Here is a 21,321-nt window from a genome sequence, read left to right as displayed (position 1 = left end):
AACAGCTTCCATCTCAAGATTGAGCAGTTTTTCAGAGTTTCACACGAAATTCAAAAGAAAAAAAATGGGATTTGAAATAGGAATTCAACTCCCTGTTTAATTTCCTGTGCGTTTCCATTCCAGAATGCTACCAAAGATATCTGCACCGTGAGGCTGTATTTTGGGAGTTCCGATATCCAGGTCGTCATCCATAATGAAGACATAATTAATGGTTGCCATCCACAGCCATGTAGCATCTCCTTTTTCTGAAAAGCCTGTTGTCCCATCCCAGGCAGCCAGCTGCCAGTTTTCATTGGCAGTATCCTGATCAAAACTGGTTATAGCTGTTCTCAGGTAGTTGTCCACAGCAGAATTGTTGTACATAATTACATTGTTGTAATTCGAAGGATCGTAGCTCTTGCTGTAGTATCTTAAGTATACGTCAGTTGGATCCAGCGAACCATAACCAAAGACTACCGGAGTTGAATGAACAAGGGTGTCAATTTCATTCCAGCTTTTACCCTCGACTTTAATGTTTATACCCAATTTTTTTGCTTCTTCAGATACAGAAACAGCTAATGCCTGCCTTTCCTGCGCATTGGAAGTATATAGCAAAGTAAATTCGGCTTTTAATCCATTTTTCTCAACAATGCCATCGCCATCAATATCTTCCCAGCCGGCTTCTGTTAAGATTTTCTTTGCTGCTTCGAGATCTCCATCTTCAAAAATAGCTTCCTTATTTCCCCAGGGTAATTTATCCACACCCGTGAATTCCTCTTTGCCCTGCCCATTTAATGCTCCATTGATTAACGCCTGCCTGTCTATTCCGATGTTCAGGGCTTTTCTTATTGCAATATCAGAAGTTACATTGTTTCCGATTGCGTAGCCATTTTCAGTTTTTTCACCGGTATTTGCTTGCAGGGGAAAGCTTATTCCTCGAGCATCAATAGAATCAAGAGATACTATTTTCATTCCATCTACGGTTTGTTTGGCGAATGAAGCAGGAATTTCAGCCAGATCAATCTGTCCGGACCTGGCCGCCGCAAAAGCAGCGTCTGATCCCATAAAGAGCATGGTTATCTTTTTAAAGTACGGTTCCTGACCATAATAATCCGGATTTGCTTCAAAGATTACCTGCTGCCCTTTATCCCACTGGACAAATTTGTATGGGCCTGACCCTATTGGATTTTGACCGTAATTTTCATCGTAAGCATGTTCAGGGACAATGCCAATCACTGCGAGTTTATTGATGAAGGTAGCCTGAGGGTCATTCAAGTCAAATTCAACAGTATAATCTTCAATTGCTGCAGTCTTTTCCAGCATGGATAAATCCACACTGCTACTGGCATCTGCTGCCGTGTTAAAGGTGAATGCCACATCCTTAGCTGTTAAAGGCACTCCATCATGGAATTTAACGTCGTCTCTTATTGTAACAGTCCACTTTAACCCGTCACTGCTAACCGTATAATTTGTAGCTAAATCATTGATCAGATTTGCACTACTGTCCTTTTTGAAAAGAGTGCTCTGGACCAGAGGTTCACGGTTATAACCCCAGCCGGTAATCGGGTTAAAGCCCACTTCCGGTTCTCCGCCGTGAGTCCCTACGGCTGCGATCAGTTCGTCAGACCCCTGGGAACTTACCAGTTCTCCAGACCCCCGGGGTTCCATTTCCGCCGAAACCTGGGAAGCCGGGTCATCTAACGCAGAATCTGAAGCAGGACCGGACATAGAACTGACAATAACAATAGCCGCCATAATTATGACTATTGAGCCTATGAGCAAATATTGCTGGTTTTTCTTAATCTAAACTCCTCCTCGATTGTTATTAGAGTCCGGAATTCTTTTGACAGAAATTCCTGAACCAGTGTTGTAATGACTGGAAAGACCCGGTATAGAATATTACAATTGTGACTGAAAATATAAGAAAAGTATTACATATTAAATAATAATTATTAATAGTAGAGTAAAACCATTTTACTATATATACGTTTCTAAAAAAAGGTGTTACTAAAATGTTTGTTTTATGCAATTTAGTATTACAAGAGATGATAAATTATTTTGTTGTAGGTTTTTAATTAGCTGTAGACATCAGGTGCCGAAAATAAGTAGAAATTTTGGCGATCAAAACAAGAAAACAAGGATTGAAACTCAAACGCCTGCATATTTTCGCAATCAATAACAAAATTCTCAAGCAAGATCCACTAAAACGAGGATTGAAACTTACTATCTTTGCAAGTATCCGGTATGAAATTGAAGAAAACCGATTTTTCATTCTTTTGGATAGCAACGTTTTACTCTACAATACAGCTTTTTTTACGATTGCTTCTGAATTTTAACCCTAATTTGATAAACTCCACTAATTAATACAGTGTTTTCTTACGAGCTGATCCCAAAACTCAAAAATCACTTCTTTGAACTCAATTTCGAAATAATTATTAGAGCTGTTGATCAGGAAATTGGTTTTGATACTCTATGAATTTGGAAATAAAAGTTGGTTTTGGGATAGGCTCTATAACAGCATATTTAAGGTATTAACACGTATAGTAAATTGCTTCAAACATTGATTTAGCTCAATGTAAAAGACACTTCCATACAGACGGATCACATGCAGAAATGCATGGTTTGTATGGAAGAGGTCTTAAAATAACCTTTACAAAACCCTATTTTTCAATCTGATCCTGTATCTTATATTTTCTTTTCCAGATCATACGTTTTCTAAACCTTTTCCTGAGATATTGAAATGTTTGGAAGAGGACGGCCAAATTAAGAACTTATAAAAGACATAAGGTAGATTATTCTTCATAATCAAAAAACTCAGGTGAAACATTTATGAATACAACGCCTCCAGAAGAGCTCTTTATCCAGAGCTGTGGCACTGATAAAAAAATAACCGATTTTCTAAAAGACCATGTAATCGATAAAAAACTCATCACAGATGAAGTGGTTTATCAGCTTGAAGAAGGCAAACTGGAAGGAGTTTATTCCGATGAAATGTTCTTTTCGAATTTAGTGCTATCCGAACACGGCTTCCGCTTTGACATGACCACCGTCACCCGCGAAAAAATATATATCCTGGACCCGGATAGAAAACGGGGTGCAATTAAAAAAGATTTTAACGGTGTAAGCGTATTTCGATACGAACTGGCAGAACGCAAAAGTACCTCCAGGATAACCGGAATAATGAGGCTAGCCTCGTCCACTGTCCGTGAGCATACGATGGAAGGAATTGCTTACGGCGTATATGATCTGCAACTTGAAAACAGCCAATTAAGCTGGAAAGAGCAGCAATTACTGTACCGGGACATGCCGGCAGACAATGATAATTATCGCCCGGTCGCCTTTGATGCAAAAGTAAGGTTCCATCTGGAAAACGGAAAATTGCGCTTTGAGTATATCCCCAAATATTATGACTTCGAACCTGAGAAGCTTACAAGAAAGTTGTCTAAAGACCAGTATCCTGCTTTTGTAACTAAGGAGAGATGAACACGGAATTTTCTTAAAAGGTCATTTATTTGTCTAAACGATTTGTATAAAATTGGTTTACAACAAAAAAAGTGTGTATGCCTTAGGTAATCATGCACAATTCTGTCAGACCTTGATTTTTCTGTATGCCAGCCCTTGCAGATATAGTGTCTTTTGAGGCAGTGTCACGAATTTGCTGTAAATTCAAAGTCAATTTTTTGCAGATTGTATAAAATTTGGTTCTTCGGATGTGGGATTTCCTATTCATTTACTTCTTGAAATCTGTGATTGTACAGAAAAATAGACACATCGCCTTCTTGAAGAAAATTCGTTTTTGGACAGTTTATACTGAAATAAAAGATGTGAGAATAATAATAAAAGATAGAGGTAACGAGAAAGGAATAAAAAATATGAAAAAATAGTGAAAAAAAGTAATGTAAATATCAACTGTAATAATGACAGAAATAAAAGGACAGAAATAAAAGGACAGAAATAAAATAAGAAACTATAAGATTTAACTTTATTTATGGAGGTTTGAGAATTATGTTTATTCGACAGGCCAAAATTGAAGATGCTGATGAAGCGGCAGAATTAATCTGTATGGCCTGGGAAGAGTGTGCTTATGTGCTGGCGGGTTCTACTAATCGGAAGGCTGTGCAAGAGGTTATTAAAAAGTTCTATAAACAGCCTGATAATATTTTGAGTTATCAAAATATAGATGTTGCCGAGGGACGTAATGGTATCGCAGGTTTAGTTTTGTCATTTCCCTCAGACCATTTTCCGCGCTTGAATAAATTATTGGTAGAAAAACTCCCTAAATTATATAAATCCAATGCCGCGGATTACCGCGGAAAAGTAATTCCCATGTTAAAAACAAAAGAGGCAGAGCCCGGGGAATATTATATAGATTCACTTGCCGTTTATCCACAGTACAGGGCCTGTGGGGTTGGGAGCAGATTGCTAAAGGCAGCAACTCTCAAATCTCATAAACTTGGCATTTCCAGGACCTCATTGATTGTTAAACCCGAGAACAAAGAAGCTCTAAAATTATATCAAAAACATGGCTATTCTGTAAGAGGAAAGTTGAAGCAAGCGGGTACAAATTTTGTGAGCATGGTTAATGCAATCAATCGGCCTGGAAATTCAAGCAATAAAAAAGGCCTCATTCAGTAAATTGCTATTGTTTCAAGCTTGAGAGTTTTTGAACCTTATTCGAAGCCAAAATTGAAAAAAGAATACAGTAGGTTTTTCTATTCTAGCTGGCAAGTGCCGGTATCGCTGGCCAGGTGCTGGTCGGCCCTCAACAGGCGTTATTGGGCTCTTGATGGTCGGTCTGCGACCGGAGCCCACTAAAAGCAGGAATAGTCAAACCCCTCACCTCAGTAATAGTAGTTGGGCACCACCATTTTCCCTTTATTTTTCTAATCTTCTACCGTTTTCAGCGTCTTTATTGTTTTATTAGTAAAGTCTGTGGCACCTGATATGAAATTTTCATTTCATAGTACACAACGTGGATATACTGGAATGGGATTTGCAAATTCGTGAGCAATACCTGCCAAATAGGACTTGGAACTAAAATCCATTTAGTAAAAATCCAACGGCAACGACCGAATTAAATATTAACTATTATCACCTACTAGATAACAAAATATATAAAAAAGTTTTATAAAATATGAGGACTTATATGAATCGGTTTCATGGAATAGGTTTTGTGAGTATTATACACGTTCTCCAGTTTTAAAAACGGTGTTCGGAATGCCTAATGGAAAAACTCATATAAAAGTAAATATTACGCTGCTGCTTGGTATATTGCTAAGTTTACATATAAATTATATAAAATCGAATATTCCACCGGAATATATTGAATTTGACACTATAGCAATATTTTCATTTGCACTTATATTTGGGACGTATTATCTCAGTCCTGATCTGGATATTCAAAGTGATCCCTTCAGAAGATGGGGAATTCTTAAATATATCTGGTGGCCCTATCAAAAAATTTGTAAGCACCGTGGAAAATTGCACCATCCGTTATTAGGCCCTATCATAATAATTTCAACTGTAGGTTTATTCATCATAGCACCAGTTGTCAAATTGTTCAACTTAGAAATTACTAACATCCCGACAAAATATATTATTTCATTATTAACTGGAATCGTTATTTCTATTGAAGCACACATAGTTACAGATATAATATACACTAAAGCAAAAAGAAAATCCACTAAAATAAAAAAGAAACTAAAAAATATTCGCACCACCAAATCATAAATTTCTACATTTTATTTTCTACATTTTATTTTCTACATTTTATTTTCTACATTCTATTTTTTAGATTATATTTTTTAGTCAGTTTTTATAGAATGCCATGTCAGGCGGTTGTCGATGGGATATAATGTTTACTCTTTTACTCTTTTTTATTCTTATAGTAGGGCTTTGCGTTAGGTTGATCATTGATTGTTAACATGAGCCGATAATTAAAAACAAAAGTTTAATAGAAAGAAAAGCATATTTCCAGATGTTTCCAAACCATCAAAAACCCTGATTTTCTTGTATTTATAAAGGGTTTGATAATTTTCCAGCAAGAATTTTAGCCCAGAAAATGGGCTCATTTCAAGCCTTTTCTGGCCAAACGCCGGAAATTTTTGCCCTATTCGCGAGCAAGATCCACTAAAACAAGGATTGAAACATTGTCTCTCTATATTATACATTAATGATATATATTTATTCGCGAGCAAGATCCACTAAAACAAGGATTGAAACTCTGTATGTAGAAAGCATCAGGGACGGAGAGGTGAGAATTCGCGAGCAAGATCCACTAAAACAAGGATTGAAACATAAAGACTTTGACTCCATACATAATAAAAATAATCACATTCGCGAGCAAGATCCACTAAAACAAGGATTGAAACAGAGTAACGAACTCATCAGAGGGTCACAGGTTCGAATATTCGCGAGCAAGATCCACTAAAACAAGGATTGAAACATTTGTCTTTGAGTTTCCTGCTTGCGGAAATCACAGATTCGCGAGCAAGATCCACTAAAACAAGGATTGAAACTAATGCCGGGGTCGGTAGCTTGCCTTGCAAAATTGGATTCGCGAGCAAGATCCACTAAAACAAGGATTGAAACTTGGAAACGGGACTGTAACAAGTGGAGCTATTAAATTCGCGAGCAAGATCCACTAAAACAAGGATTGAAACCGATGGAATTTCTTGAAGAACTATATAGAGATAGCAATTCGCGAGCAAGATCCACTAAAACAAGGATTGAAACAAATACAATTTATCGCGCTCTTGATACATTCCATACTATTCGCGAGCAAGATCCACTAAAACAAGGATTGAAACTTATTTCTAATATTTCTTTTGTAGATTCAAAAGAGCATTCGCGAGCAAGATCCACTAAAACAAGGATTGAAACTTGGAAACGGGACTGTAACAAGTGGAGCTATTAAATTCGCGAGCAAGATCCACTAAAACAAGGATTGAAACCCTGTGACTTTTCCAGATCTTTTTTCTTATCCAGCTTTATTCGCGAGCAAGATCCACTAAAACAAGGATTGAAACACTGTAGTGTAGATAACAAACTATAAATAACATATTCGCGAGCAAGATCCACTAAAACAAGGATTGAAACAGGATTGATGAACATGACTGGAAAAATAAAAATCACAATTCGCGAGCAAGATCCACTAAAACAAGGATTGAAACCAAACGACACCCTGGGATAATCCGCCATTGAACCATTCGCGAGCAAGATCCACTAAAACAAGGATTGAAACATTAAGATCATCTCCTTTTAGAAGTCCGTTTCTTCGCATTCGCGAGCAAGATCCACTAAAACAAGGATTGAAACCCGAGTTAGTGAGGACTTATAATATTGACAGAAAAGATTCGCGAGCAAGATCCACTAAAACAAGGATTGAAACTCAGACTTGTACTTAGAATAGGCATCGGTGAATTTGATTCGCGAGCAAGATCCACTAAAACAAGGATTGAAACTATCCCAGTTCAAGAGCCTTTTTGATTTCCGGGAAATTCGCGAGCAAGATCCACTAAAACAAGGATTGAAACCGGTCTGTTTGCTTGTTATTGCCATAAATGAGATATTCGCGAGCAAGATCCACTAAAACAAGGATTGAAACATCTTACCATTGAATGTTTCTACACTTTCCGCTACATTCGCGAGCAAGATCCACTAAAACAAGGATTGAAACCGCTTTTGTCACATAAATCATATTTGTCGGATAGTATTCGCGAGCAAGATCCACTAAAACAAGGATTGAAACGTATGTATATTAAATTGTATATGTTATGTTATCTAATTCGCGAGCAAGATCCACTAAAACAAGGATTGAAACACACTACGGACAAAAGAGGACTTTGACATCAGAAGCATTCGCGAGCAAGATCCACTAAAACAAGGATTGAAACCTCGCATACACCATATATATCATGTTATCTCTCATATTCGCGAGCAAGATCCACTAAAACAAGGATTGAAACTTTCTTACAGGGAAATATCTTGATGGATTGGATAATATTCGCGAGCAAGATCCACTAAAACAAGGATTGAAACATGCCTTGTGTGTGTGGCGAAAAACGAGAACTCGAAAATTCGCGAGCAAGATCCACTAAAACAAGGATTGAAACAACAACAGGATCAGCCCAGGAAGGAAAAGCCCAGGAAATTCGCGAGCAAGATCCACTAAAACAAGGATTGAAACGGATCATAAGTTGCCTGCTTTCCAGAGATCCACAATTCGCGAGCAAGATCCACTAAAACAAGGATTGAAACAACCCATGCCTCTCACCTAGCATCCGAGTATGAACCGATTCGCGAGCAAGATCCACTAAAACAAGGATTGAAACATCCACATCTCTTTTCTTCTGTTTTTTCTTACTCTATTCGCGAGCAAGATCCACTAAAACAAGGATTGAAACTCTTTGCTTTCATAATCAGGCCTACTATGACACTATTCGCGAGCAAGATCCACTAAAACAAGGATTGAAACCCATTTTGTCCTCAATCCTTTCAGGGGGATTCCCATATTCGCGAGCAAGATCCACTAAAACAAGGATTGAAACCATCTCCTGTAATCTTGCTTCGTTCACAATCCTTCTATTCGCGAGCAAGATCCACTAAAACAAGGATTGAAACTCACAGGACAAACTTCTGAATTCGGATGGCAGCCTGATTCGCGAGCAAGATCCACTAAAACAAGGATTGAAACCCTCTAAGAAGTTTGAAGTAATGGAGTATAGAGTCATTCGCGAGCAAGATCCACTAAAACAAGGATTGAAACCATTGAGTACAACCCATTGCCCATTCACGGGGGATATTCGCGAGCAAGATCCACTAAAACAAGGATTGAAACAATGGGAGTTGAATTTTAATGAATATTGAAAAGAGTTATTCGCGAGCAAGATCCACTAAAACAAGGATTGAAACTTAGGAATTTGCCACTGACGGACTTTCACCGGAGGATTCGCGAGCAAGATCCACTAAAACAAGGATTGAAACTTTTTCCTGTCATGTTTATCAATCCCTAAAAATATTCGCGAGCAAGATCCACTAAAACAAGGATTGAAACTTCTCTCGATGGTCCCCTTGTAAAACATGTAGGATACACGGATTCATTCGCGAGCAAGATCCACTAAAACAAGGATTGAAACAATAAAAAAGGGAAAATCCTTCTCGAAAACACCGGAATTCGCGAGCAAGATCCACTAAAACAAGGATTGAAACTTAATTATTCAAAACTATTCAAATTTGATATAATAATTCGCGAGCAAGATCCACTAAAACAAGGATTGAAACATTTTTTGTATCGGTATATCAGGACGGGGGATTAATTCGCGAGCAAGATCCACTAAAACAAGGATTGAAACATCCTCATCATTTCCATCACTGGAAAAGAGTTAGATTCGCGAGCAAGATCCACTAAAACAAGGATTGAAACAATTACAATCAACCGGCAGGAAATTATCATCATATTCGCGAGCAAGATCCACTAAAACAAGGATTGAAACCCTAGTGGTGCGGCTTCTTCCTCTTATTCTTCGGGGGATTCGCGAGCAAGATCCACTAAAACAAGGATTGAAACAACAAACTCCATCTGTATACATCACTAATCACCAATTATTCGCGAGCAAGATCCACTAAAACAAGGATTGAAACGACATAGGGGTGACTATGTATGGACTTAACGGATAATTCGCGAGCAAGATCCACTAAAACAAGGATTGAAACAAAGAATAAACGGGGGATTATAAATGGAATGTATATAATTCGCGAGCAAGATCCACTAAAACAAGGATTGAAACATGCTGGTGTGTCCCTGCTGCTACAGTACCGAATTATTCGCGAGCAAGATCCACTAAAACAAGGATTGAAACGGACCTGTTTGGCTCCTATCATGTACTTCCCGAGAAGATTCGCGAGCAAGATCCACTAAAACAAGGATTGAAACTGTTCAGATCAATTCTTGCAAAATCAATTGCTTGTATTCGCGAGCAAGATCCACTAAAACAAGGATTGAAACTACATTGAAAAGAACCCACTTCTCCAACCGTACACCGTGATTCGCGAGCAAGATCCACTAAAACAAGGATTGAAACTAGTGATGTTTGCAATCTCTGTAAACATTTCAACATTCGCGAGCAAGATCCACTAAAACAAGGATTGAAACTTGGTCGAGGGTTTTGCAGTCACTCCACCATACAATTCGCGAGCAAGATCCACTAAAACAAGGATTGAAACTTCGGACCAAAACGCTTGACTCGTACGGCGTTCTCATTATTCGCGAGCAAGATCCACTAAAACAAGGATTGAAACCGGCTCGATGAAATGGAGTGCAGACGACACATACGCAATTCGCGAGCAAGATCCACTAAAACAAGGATTGAAACAACAACATGGTACGCAAAACCGCCAACACGCTTAAAAAATTCGCGAGCAAGATCCACTAAAACAAGGATTGAAACTCAAGAAGCAGTATAACGGGCGAATCTATACTATGATCATTCGCGAGCAAGATCCACTAAAACAAGGATTGAAACCACCTGTAAAACCATCTTAAATGAACATAGACCAGTATTCGCGAGCAAGATCCACTAAAACAAGGATTGAAACTGACAATAACCACGAAGGGAACCCCGTTCGATGAAGACGATTCGCGAGCAAGATCCACTAAAACAAGGATTGAAACTCTAGGGTTATGAAGCCTTCGCCTTCAAAATCGCCATAATTCGCGAGCAAGATCCACTAAAACAAGGATTGAAACATTGCTAAGAGCCAAGACAAAAACATACAAAATTGAATATTCGCGAGCAAGATCCACTAAAACAAGGATTGAAACTAAGACCCTAAGGTTTTACCAAGCCTTCTATAAAATTCGCGAGCAAGATCCACTAAAACAAGGATTGAAACCTGAATTTGATGGGGTAGGCGGCAGTTCAATCTCATTCGCGAGCAAGATCCACTAAAACAAGGATTGAAACTTCGGTGGAAACTGGATAAAAAACATTCATTCTTTGTCGAGAAGTAGCTCCAACTAATACAAGAACCAAGTTTCCACCCAAACTCACCAAAACCAAAAACCTAAAATAACCCCAGAAGTTATTCTCTAACAGGGAGAATAGCCATGACCAGCGAAACCGAAACTCCGGAATGTTGCCCTCCGTTTGATCCCGCCCCCTGGGATGGAAAAGTCTTTGATTGGAACAATAAAAGGTTCATCAGGGATTCCGTTACCACACAGAATTACATGCCCCTGAACTTCGGGGAAGTAATAATGAGGATGAACGAGAAAGTTGCCAGGGCTGGTGCGGAAATGCCTGACTGGCTCTGCCTGTCGGACCATACCTCTGAAAGCAATATGGACCTCTATCTGGCTGTTGACAGAGAGGTCGATGGGGCTGAAAATGTGACCCTGAGCGGGAAGTTTTTGAGCAAAGTGTATGAAGGGAATTTCGAAAAAACAGGAGAATGGTGCGGGGACTTTGAAGGCTATGTAAAAGGCAAAGGGCTCGAAATCAAGAAATGGTATATGTGGTACACTACCTGTCCGGACTGTGCTGAAAAATACGGGAAAAATTATGTTGTTATCGTTGCTGAAGTTTAAAATAAAAATCGAGTGATAATATTACCGGTTTGCATATATTCCATGTATTATCTTTAGGAGAAATTAGCAAAGAAATGTACTTAAAATAGTTCTCTTGAGCTGGGGCTTCCCACACAAAAAATTTCACCTTAAATTCAAATAGTCCATTAGATAGTAGAAAGTCTTATTTTTCAAAAGTAATTTTCCGGATAAAAGGGGATAAGGTTATGTTTTCCCCTTTATTTGAATCGCATTGAACTTACATTTTAAGCATAATCTCCACGATTGCCTGCAGCAGGAAATAATTTGAATGAATTAGCAAGCTTTCACGGGTTATTCATTTTATATCTGATCAAACCAGCTATCGAATGCAGCAGAATTCCGGTAAAAGCCATAAAAATCCCGATGAAAGTCAGCAGCAACATCAAAACAGCAGTCTCGAGATTAAAGTTTCCATCAGGATAAAAGGTTTGTACCTGATTAAGGTGTATATACAACCCGACTGCTACAAGAGTGAAACCTGGCAGAGTAAAGTAATACAGCGGGCTATTAAATTCCATCTCGTGAAAAATGTTTAACAAAACATTCGGACCATGCCCTAAAGGATTTTCCTTTGAGCAGTTTACATCACACACTTGAGTCACATTTTGAAGCGTAAGATCACCTTCCAGGTCATCAAAGAAATTTTTGCAAACTTATGGAATTGGGCTAATTTTCTGGATGAAGAGACTTCAATATATAAAAATCCATCTAAAGAATTAGATGTGAATATAAATATATCAACCGGAGAACACAGAAGAGCACGGAAATCTCTGTTCAGATACGTTCTTTATTCCGTATTTTCCGTGCTTTCAGTGATTCTAATTCAATCCGTTTTCTCCAAAAAAAGAATTCTGGTATTTCTGGTATATAACTGTAGAATAGATTTCACTAACCGGAGTGCAAGAAACTCTTTCTCCTGGCCGATGGCAGAAAAAATATATTAAAAAAGAATTGAACCCCCGTAAAACCTGAATCTTGCCCCTGAAGGAGAGGACTTACTTTTTAGTTTTGTAAAGCAGATTAACCATATACATATAAACAGGTGGTTAAGCAACTAACCAGTCATTTATAAACAGGTGGTTAAGCAACTAACCAAAATATAGAAGGATTGAAAGTTATTTCTTTGTCTCCCTTCCTCTACCCACTTTTTTCTCAGTTTCCTCTCTTTTTGGTCCTCTCCTTGTCCGTACACTTCTCCCAGTTTGCTCTCCTCTTTGCTCCCTTCCCTGACCCCAACTTTTCTCAGTCTTCTCTTCTTTTGGTTCTTTCCTCGTCCATTCGCTCTTCTTAGGCCCCTCTCCTCTCTGGTCTCTTCCGTATCCCCGACTTTTCTTAATTATCTCGCTTGTTGGCTCCCTTTTTGTCCATACGCTCTTCCTGACTTCCGGCCTTCCCTCCTCTCTTTCATCTTCATCTTCGTCTTCATCGTCATCCAGATCGAATCCGAGTTTTGAGCTTAAGGAATTTCTGGCTTTTCGGGCTTCGGTATAGTCCGGATTGATCCTGATGGCTCTATCAAGGGCTCCGAGGGCTTCTTCACCTTTTTCCAGACCAGCGAGAGCCATGCCTTTGCAGTACCAGGCTTCCGCAAGATCGGGCTTTATTAAAATGGCTTGACTGCAGGGCCCAAGCGCTTTTTTATGTTTGCCGAGCTTGAGGTGGACCATTGCTTTTCCGACCCAGATCTTTGCATTGTCCGGGTTTATTTTGAGAGCAGCATCATAGGCTATTGTGGCTTCCACAGGCCTGTCCAGGTTGTAGAGAGCAAAAGCTTTGCCTTCCCAGGCACGGGAGAGGTCCGGGTTTATTTTGAGGGCGGCATCGTAGGCTGTTATGGCCTCTTCGTATCTGCCAAGGTCAACGAGAATTGAGCCTTTTGCGTTCCATGCACCCGCGAGTTTAGGATTGGCAGCAAGGGCTTTTTCAGAAGCTTCAAGGGCTTTTTCGTGCTGTCCGAGCCTGCAAAGGACTGAGGTTCTAAGGTTCCAGGTCTTGTCACTGTTAGGCTTTATTTCAAGCAGCCTGTCAAAAGCCTTCAGAGCATCTTCATCCCTTTTGAGCTGAAGGAGCACGAAACCTTTTTCGTAGAGGTAGGCAGGATTTGAAGGTTCGATTTCAAGAGCTTTTTCAAAGGCTTTCAGGGAATCACTGTACATCCTGTGCCTTAGAAACACTGCGGCTTTGCCTGCCCAGGCGGCTGCATCCTCAGGATTTTTTTGAAGGGCTTTATCATAAGGAGCAAGTGCTTTATTTCGGCGGTCATACGCTGTATCACTGGCATTATCGGCCCGGCCTCCACCTTTCAGGGGAGTTTTGCCTGTCTTGCCAGTCTTACATGTCTTGCCTGTTCTGTCCGGCCTACCTGTCTTGCCAGTCTTACATGTTTTGCCTGTTCTGTCTGGCCTACCTGTCTTGCCTGTTCTGTCTGGCCTACCTGTCTTGCCTGTCCTGCCTTTATTTTTATTAAAATCATTTGCCATAGTATCGGTCCCGTGTAATTAAGTTTAGAGTAACTCTTTTTTGCAATGAGAATTAGGTACACACCCAACCTCCCCTGATGGGCGGCAAATTCTCCGAGAAATCTAATTTCAAACTCCGTTCTCGTATTTCAAACTGATCCTGTTAACCAGTTCCTGTTAACCAGTTCCTGTTAACCAGTTCCTGTTAACCAATTCCTGTTAACCAGTTCCTGCTAACAAATTCCTGCTAACCAATTCCTGTTAATCCATTTCAAGCGGAAGATATTCGATATAGATCCGGAAACGAGAAGAAACCTTTGCGGCAGTTCCGGAAAAGCCGAAAATAGCAGATATGGTAGATAATTCTCCTGTAAAATAAAGAGGTAAAGCCCAGTATTAAATGCACCCTTATATAAACCTAGACCCGAATTATGAAAATCCATATTCATTTCATGCATCTTCGGTTAATAAGGGATCAGGATAATTGTATCCATTCCCATAATATGGTTTTCAGGAACAAACTCTTCTAAATTTAATGGAAGTAAAAATTGCTGTTTTTTTAGGCTTTTGTTTTTTCAAACGTAGATCGATAATGTAAGATAGCCTGTCTATCTGACATTTCTTTTATACCATTTTTAGATCAGCAAAAGGTAGTTTTCATGTACAACAGCTAATTATTCTCCCCTCAGCTCAAGCCCTACTTTAACTCCCCTCATAACCGCTTCAGTAATCTGTTTTCCAAACTCCGTACTTGAGCCTGCATAAGGGATTTCCTGATGTTCCTGATTTCCAGGATCAGACCCTGAGGAGCCCTTTTCATAGGCAACGATTACGGCATCCGTATTTGTACCCAGGAAAGTGTATCCTTTTTCAAGAAGCGCAAGCCCTTTAGCTTCGGTTGCTGTGATGATCGCGCCGAAGAGAGCTGTTTCAGATAGTCTTGCTTTTGAGATTAGAATTATGTTTATGGTTCCTACCTTTGCTCTGAATTCCGAGCCGTTGCTTACGCCAGCGGTTATAAAGGCTGTTAGATAGTCATCTTCAACGACCTGGAGGTATTCCATTTTGACAGCTGTAAGAAGGCCGAAATTGGCTGTTTCAAGTCCCAGTTTCAGGGCTTCTTCTTTTACGAATTCCCGTGGGTCTGGAGGGTTGAAAGTCCTTGGTACCTGTTTGTTGAAAAGATGGTTTACCCGTGCGCGGCCACCATTTAAGCCTGTGCTCACGGCTTCGAAATCGCCTTCGATTACAAGAGTGCTGTCTTTTACGTAGTATCGCATATAATGATCACGTTTTTTCCAGAGGATAATATGCTTAATGGTACCTCTCGAGATAATACTTCCCGAGATAATACTTTCAAGGATAATACTTCCCGAGATAATACTTTCAAGGATAATACTTTCAAGGATAATACTTTCAAGGATAATACTTCCCTATCAAATCTGGGGGGAAGGTTTGGAAAATGAAGTCGGCGGATCACAAGTTTAGCGGGGGAGCGTGTTACATTTTCTCTATTGCTTTCAGACAGTTCTTTGCTTCTCTCAGGAGATACTTTCTGTAACGTGCATTCCATTTTAATATGGCAATTCTCAGCAGGCCATAAGCCATGTAAAATGGGATAACCCTGGTTATTTTATGAAATTCTTCTTCATCTCTGCTGTAATGCTTCAGGAAATGGCGAATATATGGCTCTGCCTTCTGACTCGATCCTTTCCGCGCAAAATAGTGCTTTAGCTCGGCGCAAAGTATCCCGAGGTCACATGCGAAATGCCCATGCCGGGATGCCAGTTCGAAATCAAGAAGAAATGGTCTCCCCCTATGGAATATATAGTTTACAGGGGTGGAATCATTGTGGGTAATACAGCCGCTTTCTCTGTCCAGCAGAGGACTCTGCCGCCATTTTTCAAGCAGATGTTTATACTTTTCTTTTTCATGCCGGTCTATTTTGAGATGTTTCAAAACATAATTAAATTTTGAAAATTCATTCTCTTTATCATAATATGTCTGCGTATTTTCATGAAGCTTTCTTAGCATACCTGCCACAAGTTCTAACTTTTCCTTCGGCTCTTTTCCGTGCTCAAAATACCAGAATAAAGACCTTCCAGATACGTATTTGCTGACCAGGACGCAACAAAAATCGTTATGTATTGCGATCGGTTCCGGGACGTCAATTATTTTTCGGGCTTTTTTAAGGTATTCATATTCCTTTTTCATAAAAACATAACTATCGTATTTTTTGATCATTCCCGTGGGTATTGCAAAAAATTTAGCTACAACACTGAACTCTTCCCCTTTAAATTCATATCTGCAGACCCTGTGCGATGCATGACTGAGTTCAAAGATACGGACTTCACAGTTTTTGTTCCGTATCCTATCCCCGAGCACCTCGATAAGCCAGTCCCTGAAAACATGGCCGGGTTTTACAGTCCTGACGTATTCAAAGGATGCCAAGAAATCTCCCAGCATTCATTTTGTTTTGTATCCTGAAATTATTTGGCATATTGAAAAAAATGTTTGCATTGTTCAATAACGGATATCGTCGTAGTCTGGACAAAGGTTGATTCCAAAAAACTCGTTTTCGTTGTGAACGTTCCCACTGGACAAACCCGCTCGGTTACAAGTCCTTCAGGTATTTTTGATGAATACCTCCGAGCAGGTTCATGGTATTATGTTCAACAGGATACTTTGAAATCCGGTTCTGAGTACAGAATCAAATACTATTGGAAATCTAATGGACCCGGACTTGAATCAATACCTGATAGCGAAGCTCCGGAAATCTGATACAAAGCTTCATTCATTGATTCTCAGCTAAAAAATATTCATGCTTGAAGGGTGTCGACCAGATATAAGAAATTATCAAGAATCGTTTGCAGATTTTGCTTTTATTACCGGAAATCAACACCTTCTTCCAGCCCGAGGACGGATTGAAAAAAATGGCTCTTCAGCCGGGCAGCCTGTTGCACACCAATTGAGAGCCCATTTACCTGGAGAAAATTGCTTTTCTGACAAGCCACTCCTGTGTTTCAGGGTCATATGGCGCACAAACATCCTGTTCTTTTAAGTTTAGGGAATTTGTTCATCACTTGATAGGAAAAAACAACGAACGAGATCTTTTTAGCCCTGAATTTGGGATTCAGAGGGTTGTGATCCGAACTCACGAAATCCTTAGATACCAGATCTTAAGTCCAACTACATACAAATATTTATATATTTAGAGAGATGTTATTATAATTACTTAATTGTGTGAACAGACCTCCCGCCTGAAATGTGCAATCAGGCGGGAAAACCCCAATTAAATATCTTTTTTTATCTCTTTTCTTTGCTTGAAATTACTTTTTCGGAAAAAACAATTAAATTCTGATAGCTTCTAAAATAGGGAACAAGTCAGGGGCACATGTGGATGTAGATATAAAGGTAGATTCTGAAAAACAACCCGGAAAAGATTTTGGCTGAAACCTGAAAGTCAAATCCCAAGAAAAAGAAATATAAATTAGTGCAAGAGGTTCGATTCGAACGTACGAACTCCTGCAAGACTTAACTCTGAATCTTTTCATAGAGGCTTACATGTATCCAGCAGTTTATTTTCCTCTCCTCTTCGGGCATGTATCCAGGATTAAATTTTTCAGGAAAATAGTTGTATCCTTTTTGGGTCCTTTTGTATCCAGTTCATTGAGAACACAGGTAAATTACTTTTCTACCCCTTCCTTGACAGAGATCAGTCTGTCCTGGAGGGGTAGTTTACCAAGGATTAATTTACGAAAAGGAAATTCTCGAATTGCCATGGATCATGATTGTGTTTCCCGGCTGGATTTTCTTTGAAAAATATTTTGCGATTTTTAAGCGGCGTCCAGTCCGAAGGTGTGGAAATAAATTTTCCAAGATACGGTTTGGCAATATCCAGGACAAAATCATGAGGCAAGTCCTCAGGTGTTTTAATGCCTTCTCGCGGATTTTCAAGCATCCAGAGTATAGCAGCAACAATCCCTGCAGCTACCTGAAGAGTAGTAGCATTCTGACCGGGAGCAAGGGGTCTGGCCTCTTCAATGCTCAATGAGCTCCCGGTCCACCAGGAATTATAAGAATGGCCCATCAAGAGTGCCCCTATTATATCCTCGCCAGATACGATTTCATTTGTCATAATCCGGAGTTTGGGTTGAAGCTCATAATTCCGGCCTCGCAATTCGCAAAGAGAGGAAAGTGTATCATGACAGGGCATATAAGCATAATGTACGGTAGGCCTATAGACCGCCTCTCCATCTTTCCGAACAGTTAACAGTTTTGAAAGGCCATATGATTCGCCATGACGGATCGCCATACCTACAATTTCTTCATCCGGTATCCACGATCTGACCCATGTATTCATGCCCATCTGGGGCAAGAAAATCATATTTTTCGGTCCGTAAGAAGGTATATGTGCCAGGGGCGGCAGTTTGCTCTCATGCGTTCCCCAGGCTATTTCAACAGGAGCTGTTCCTTCTTCTCTCAATCCTTCAATGCTCCATGTCCCTACGAATTCATTAACTTCCTTTGCCCGGTTTGCTACTTGAGTATCTCGCTCGCTACAATGGATCACTCTGACTCCCAGTTTCTGAGCCAGGCGGGCAAAATCCCTGTTCTTTGCAAGGAGGGTAATTTCCTGTTCATCCTCAGGAGAGACTTTCTTATCAGCACAGGTGCAGGCGGCAATATCCAGCAAGCCTTGCTTTACGAAGTGAGTTATCAGACCAGGATTTGCGCCATGGTCAACAACAGCAGTTGGTGAATCATTCCAATCACGGGAAAGTTCATGCAATCTCATTTGCCTTAAATAAAGAGATTTTTCCAATAGACTTCGAGTCAAAAAATCCTCAGTAGGATCCCATACTTCAACCGAAGTGTTAACGTACAATACATCGTGATCATGGCACCACTTAATGATGTCATTAGCACCGATATTCCATGAAAGATCAATGATCAAGCCTTCATTTTCCATATATTGTGACAGAACTTGATCCAAATTTGTAGGGGTAATCTTTTCACAGACAAATCTTAATCCTTGATTAGTATATTTTTTCAGGGCTTTTGATTTGTCTTCAAAATCAATTAAGGTAATGTTTTCTAGCGGAACATCGAGTTTGTCCAGTAAAATGGGTAGGGTACATTGTGAAACTGAGCCATAACCTATAATGAGGATTTTATTGGAAAACTTTTTTTTCATAGGATTCGTAAACGCAAGACATTGATATAACTTTTCGCATATACCTTTCGCAATAATGCGACCTGACTCCTCAAAATCTGAGCGGAAGTACGTGGGATAAAGATAGTCATCTTTTTCCATGTTGCATTTCTGGATTTTTAGTCCCGCTGTAACAATATTCATCTCAGGCTTTTAAAGGGCCTACATGTATAGTGGTACTGGAAATGTAGGAAAAATTCTCCAGGAGCTTTTCTTCTACGGCACTGGCAATTTCATGCCCCTCTTCAACGGAAAGCGAAGGTGAAACTAAAGCCTTGATCTCTACATGGAGCCTGTGCCCTATCCAGCGGACTTTGAGGTCCGTAATTTCAAAAACACCCTCAACACTTTCAGCAATACTTTTTACCTTGTCGATAACTTCAGGCTCAACGCCGTCGAGAAGGCGGGTAAATACGAGTTTGCTCGAATCAAGAACTATTTTGAGAATGGTTGTTGTTATTAACATTCCAATGAACGGATCAATAATCGGATACCCCATCCAGACTCCTGCTGCTCCTATAAGGACTGCAAGGCTGGTCAATCCGTCCACTCGGGCATGGTATCCATCTGCAATAAGAGCTGCACTCCCTATTTCCTTTCCAACTTTCATCCGGAACTGGGCGACAACCTCGTTTCCGATACTACCTATAATTGCGGCAATAGCTACAGCCTACAAGTGCTCTACAGGCTGAGGGTTTAAGAAACGGATCAGGGATTCATAACCCGCAACTGCCGCACTGAAGAGAATGAGGAAAACAATGATCACACCAGCAAGATCCTCTACCCTGCCGTATCCGTAGGAAAAGCATTTGCTTGGTTTTCTTCTTGCCAGAGAAAAGGCAATTGCAAGAGGAATTGCTGTAGATGCATCGCCGAAGTTGTGAATGGTATCGGCAAGAAGGGCAACACTACCAGAAATATAAACAATGAAAATCTGCAGAAAGGCTGTAATCATCAGCCCTATAACCTGAGTTTGACAGTTAAGTAAAAATAAGTGCTCTCTATTTTGTGTAATTCGGTCAAATGAACATCACAAAACAGAGAGCATTCCCTACAATTCCTAACAAGAATATATGTGTTTCTATCGGCTCGATCCTTGCCGTCCAACTCTTTTATGAAAAGCTTAATTTCGGTGATATTTTTGGCAAACATAAAAGCAAGGGTCTTGATCTCAATAGTTTACTAATCGGTTTGTTAAGCTACAAGCTGACTGAGAATTTTAGTATCAAAGAAGCTGGTAAATGGTTAAATCAGGAAGAAATTCTCGAGATATTGAATCTTGAAAGGTTTCATGAAAGAGTTCTTTACAGAACTCTTGAACTCTTAGGGCGTAACAGAGAGGAAATTCTCTCTGATATTCTGGATTCTCTATTTTCCGTATATGGTTTTGAAGATACGAATATAAACCTTGACTGGATGAGTGTAGTCCTTTACGGGACTAAATCCAAACTTGGAAAATACGGATATAGCCGAGATCACAGGCCTGATAAGCTACAGATAACAGTTGGAATTAGTGAACTTGCTGAACCCATCAACATACCTATTGGAGTTACGGTGAATAGAGGAAACGTTCTTAATTTGGAGCACTTTTCTGATACATATAACCCTAATTTAACAGAAGCATACATTTTATTATGTATAAATGGGCTTCATGCTTCTGTTTTCCCCATACAGTTCAAAGTTCCATCGTGTGTCTTTTGATTTTCAAATATTTTCATTTTTCCTAAATGTGCTGTGCCGATGCAATGCGTTTTTTGTAAGAATCTACTGTACTAATTAGTGGAATCTGTCAAATTTGGGTTCCAATGAAACCTGGAAGTCCAGAAAAATATGATTACGAATATGTCAGAAATGGAACAGCAAATGTATTCGTGGCGGTAGAATTCAAAGCAGGAAAAAGGATGACTCAGGTAACCACAAGGAGAACAATGAAGGATTTTGCACAATTCGTGAAAAGTCTCGTTACCGAAAACTATTCTGAAGCTGAAGTCATCCGACTGGTTACGGATAATCTCAATATCCATAAGGAAAAGTCATTCTACGAAACATTCAGCGAAGAG

11 protein-coding genes, 3 pseudogenes and 1 CRISPR repeat array are annotated in these 21,321 nt (G+C 39.7%); of the genes and pseudogenes, 8 read left to right on the top strand and 6 right to left on the bottom strand.

What is annotated here, in order from left to right:
* Positions 1-96: 96 nt before the first annotated feature.
* A complete protein-coding gene (locus EO98_RS10020) occupies positions 97-1,734 on the bottom strand; it encodes an ABC transporter substrate-binding protein (protein WP_235283431.1) in 1,638 nt (545 codons plus the stop codon).
* A 1,074-nt stretch (positions 1,735-2,808) separates the two neighbouring features.
* On the opposite strand from EO98_RS10020, the gene EO98_RS10010 reads away from it, so the two are divergent.
* From EO98_RS10010 to EO98_RS09990, 4 genes are all read left to right on the top strand, one after another.
* On the top strand, positions 2,809-3,462 hold the full coding sequence (locus EO98_RS10010) for a hypothetical protein (protein ID WP_048136981.1): 654 nt from the start codon (positions 2,809-2,811) through the stop codon (positions 3,460-3,462).
* A gap of 522 nt (positions 3,463-3,984) precedes the next feature.
* On the top strand, positions 3,985-4,614 hold the full coding sequence (locus EO98_RS10005; RefSeq protein WP_048136983.1) for a GNAT family N-acetyltransferase: 630 nt from the start codon (positions 3,985-3,987) through the stop codon (positions 4,612-4,614).
* 582 nt (positions 4,615-5,196) lie between these two features.
* Complete coding sequence (locus EO98_RS10000; protein ID WP_048133209.1) at positions 5,197-5,709, top strand: metal-binding protein; 513 nt, start codon at positions 5,197-5,199, stop codon at positions 5,707-5,709.
* A 381-nt stretch (positions 5,710-6,090) separates the two neighbouring features.
* Positions 6,091-10,943: a CRISPR direct-repeat array (repeat unit 37 nt; unit sequence ATTCGCGAGCAAGATCCACTAAAACAAGGATTGAAAC).
* A 143-nt stretch (positions 10,944-11,086) separates the two neighbouring features.
* A complete protein-coding gene (locus EO98_RS09990) occupies positions 11,087-11,566 on the top strand; it encodes a hydrolase (RefSeq protein ID WP_048139240.1) in 480 nt (159 codons plus the stop codon).
* A 1,136-nt stretch (positions 11,567-12,702) separates the two neighbouring features.
* Here the strand turns inward: EO98_RS09990 and EO98_RS09975 are convergent.
* Positions 12,703-14,067 (bottom strand): tetratricopeptide repeat protein, encoded by a 1,365-nt coding sequence (locus tag EO98_RS09975; protein ID WP_048139244.1) that lies wholly within the window; start codon positions 14,065-14,067, stop codon positions 12,703-12,705.
* Between the two features lie 653 nt (positions 14,068-14,720).
* A complete protein-coding gene (cbiZ, locus tag EO98_RS09965) occupies positions 14,721-15,326 on the bottom strand; it encodes an adenosylcobinamide amidohydrolase (RefSeq protein WP_048139248.1) in 606 nt (201 codons plus the stop codon).
* A gap of 37 nt (positions 15,327-15,363) precedes the next feature.
* On the opposite strand from cbiZ, the gene EO98_RS18455 reads away from it, so the two are divergent.
* A complete protein-coding gene (locus tag EO98_RS18455; RefSeq protein WP_156161104.1) occupies positions 15,364-15,534 on the top strand; it encodes a hypothetical protein in 171 nt (56 codons plus the stop codon).
* Between the two features lie 12 nt (positions 15,535-15,546).
* Here EO98_RS18455 and EO98_RS09960 read toward each other — a convergent pair whose 3' ends face one another.
* Complete coding sequence (locus EO98_RS09960; RefSeq protein ID WP_235283537.1) at positions 15,547-16,497, bottom strand: phosphotransferase; 951 nt, start codon at positions 16,495-16,497, stop codon at positions 15,547-15,549.
* Positions 16,498-16,560: 63 nt separating this feature from the next.
* Here EO98_RS09960 and EO98_RS19180 point away from each other — a divergent pair, with 63 nt between their 5' ends.
* Positions 16,561-16,827: a hypothetical protein gene (locus tag EO98_RS19180; RefSeq protein WP_156164104.1), complete on the top strand. Its 267-nt coding sequence runs from the start codon at positions 16,561-16,563 to the stop codon at positions 16,825-16,827.
* A 967-nt stretch (positions 16,828-17,794) separates the two neighbouring features.
* Here EO98_RS19180 and EO98_RS09955 read toward each other — a convergent pair.
* Together EO98_RS09955 and EO98_RS09950 are read right to left on the bottom strand one after the other, a co-directional pair.
* A complete protein-coding gene (locus EO98_RS09955) occupies positions 17,795-19,363 on the bottom strand; it encodes a saccharopine dehydrogenase NADP-binding domain-containing protein (RefSeq protein WP_235283538.1) in 1,569 nt (522 codons plus the stop codon).
* A 46-nt stretch (positions 19,364-19,409) separates the two neighbouring features.
* Positions 19,410-20,225 (bottom strand): annotated as a pseudogene (locus EO98_RS09950) (cation diffusion facilitator family transporter); the annotation flags it as partial.
* Between the two features lie 59 nt (positions 20,226-20,284).
* On the opposite strand from EO98_RS09950, the pseudogene EO98_RS09945 reads away from it, so the two are divergent.
* Positions 20,285-20,866 (top strand): annotated as a pseudogene (locus EO98_RS09945) (IS1634 family transposase); the annotation flags it as partial.
* A gap of 194 nt (positions 20,867-21,060) precedes the next feature.
* Positions 21,061-21,321 (top strand): annotated as a pseudogene (locus EO98_RS19175) (transposase); the annotation flags it as partial.

Origin of the sequence: Methanosarcina sp. 2.H.T.1A.6 (assembly GCF_000979455.1) — an archaeon.
In the GTDB taxonomy this organism is placed as follows: domain Archaea; phylum Halobacteriota; class Methanosarcinia; order Methanosarcinales; family Methanosarcinaceae; genus Methanosarcina.
The sequence above is the reverse complement of the archived record's forward strand: the minus strand, read 5'-3'. Positions and strand labels throughout refer to the sequence as shown.

Bases quoted from the DNA above. Each gene is read 5' to 3' on its own strand.
- EO98_RS18455 (WP_156161104.1), top strand. From the start codon at position 15,364: ATGGTACCTCTCGAGATAATACTTCCCGAGATAATACTTTCAAGGATA.
- EO98_RS10005 (WP_048136983.1), top strand. From the start codon at position 3,985: ATGTTTATTCGACAGGCCAAAATTGAAGATGCTGATGAAGCGGCAGAA.
- EO98_RS10020 (WP_235283431.1), bottom strand. From the start codon at position 1,734: ATGGCGGCTATTGTTATTGTCAGTTCTATGTCCGGTCCTGCTTCAGAT.
- EO98_RS09990 (WP_048139240.1), top strand. From the start codon at position 11,087: ATGACCAGCGAAACCGAAACTCCGGAATGTTGCCCTCCGTTTGATCCC.
- EO98_RS10010 (WP_048136981.1), top strand. From the start codon at position 2,809: ATGAATACAACGCCTCCAGAAGAGCTCTTTATCCAGAGCTGTGGCACT.
- EO98_RS09975 (WP_048139244.1), bottom strand. From the start codon at position 14,067: ATGGCAAATGATTTTAATAAAAATAAAGGCAGGACAGGCAAGACAGGT.
- EO98_RS09955 (WP_235283538.1), bottom strand. From the start codon at position 19,363: ATGGAAAAAGATGACTATCTTTATCCCACGTACTTCCGCTCAGATTTT.
- cbiZ (WP_048139248.1), bottom strand. From the start codon at position 15,326: ATGCGATACTACGTAAAAGACAGCACTCTTGTAATCGAAGGCGATTTC.
- EO98_RS10000 (WP_048133209.1), top strand. From the start codon at position 5,197: ATGCCTAATGGAAAAACTCATATAAAAGTAAATATTACGCTGCTGCTT.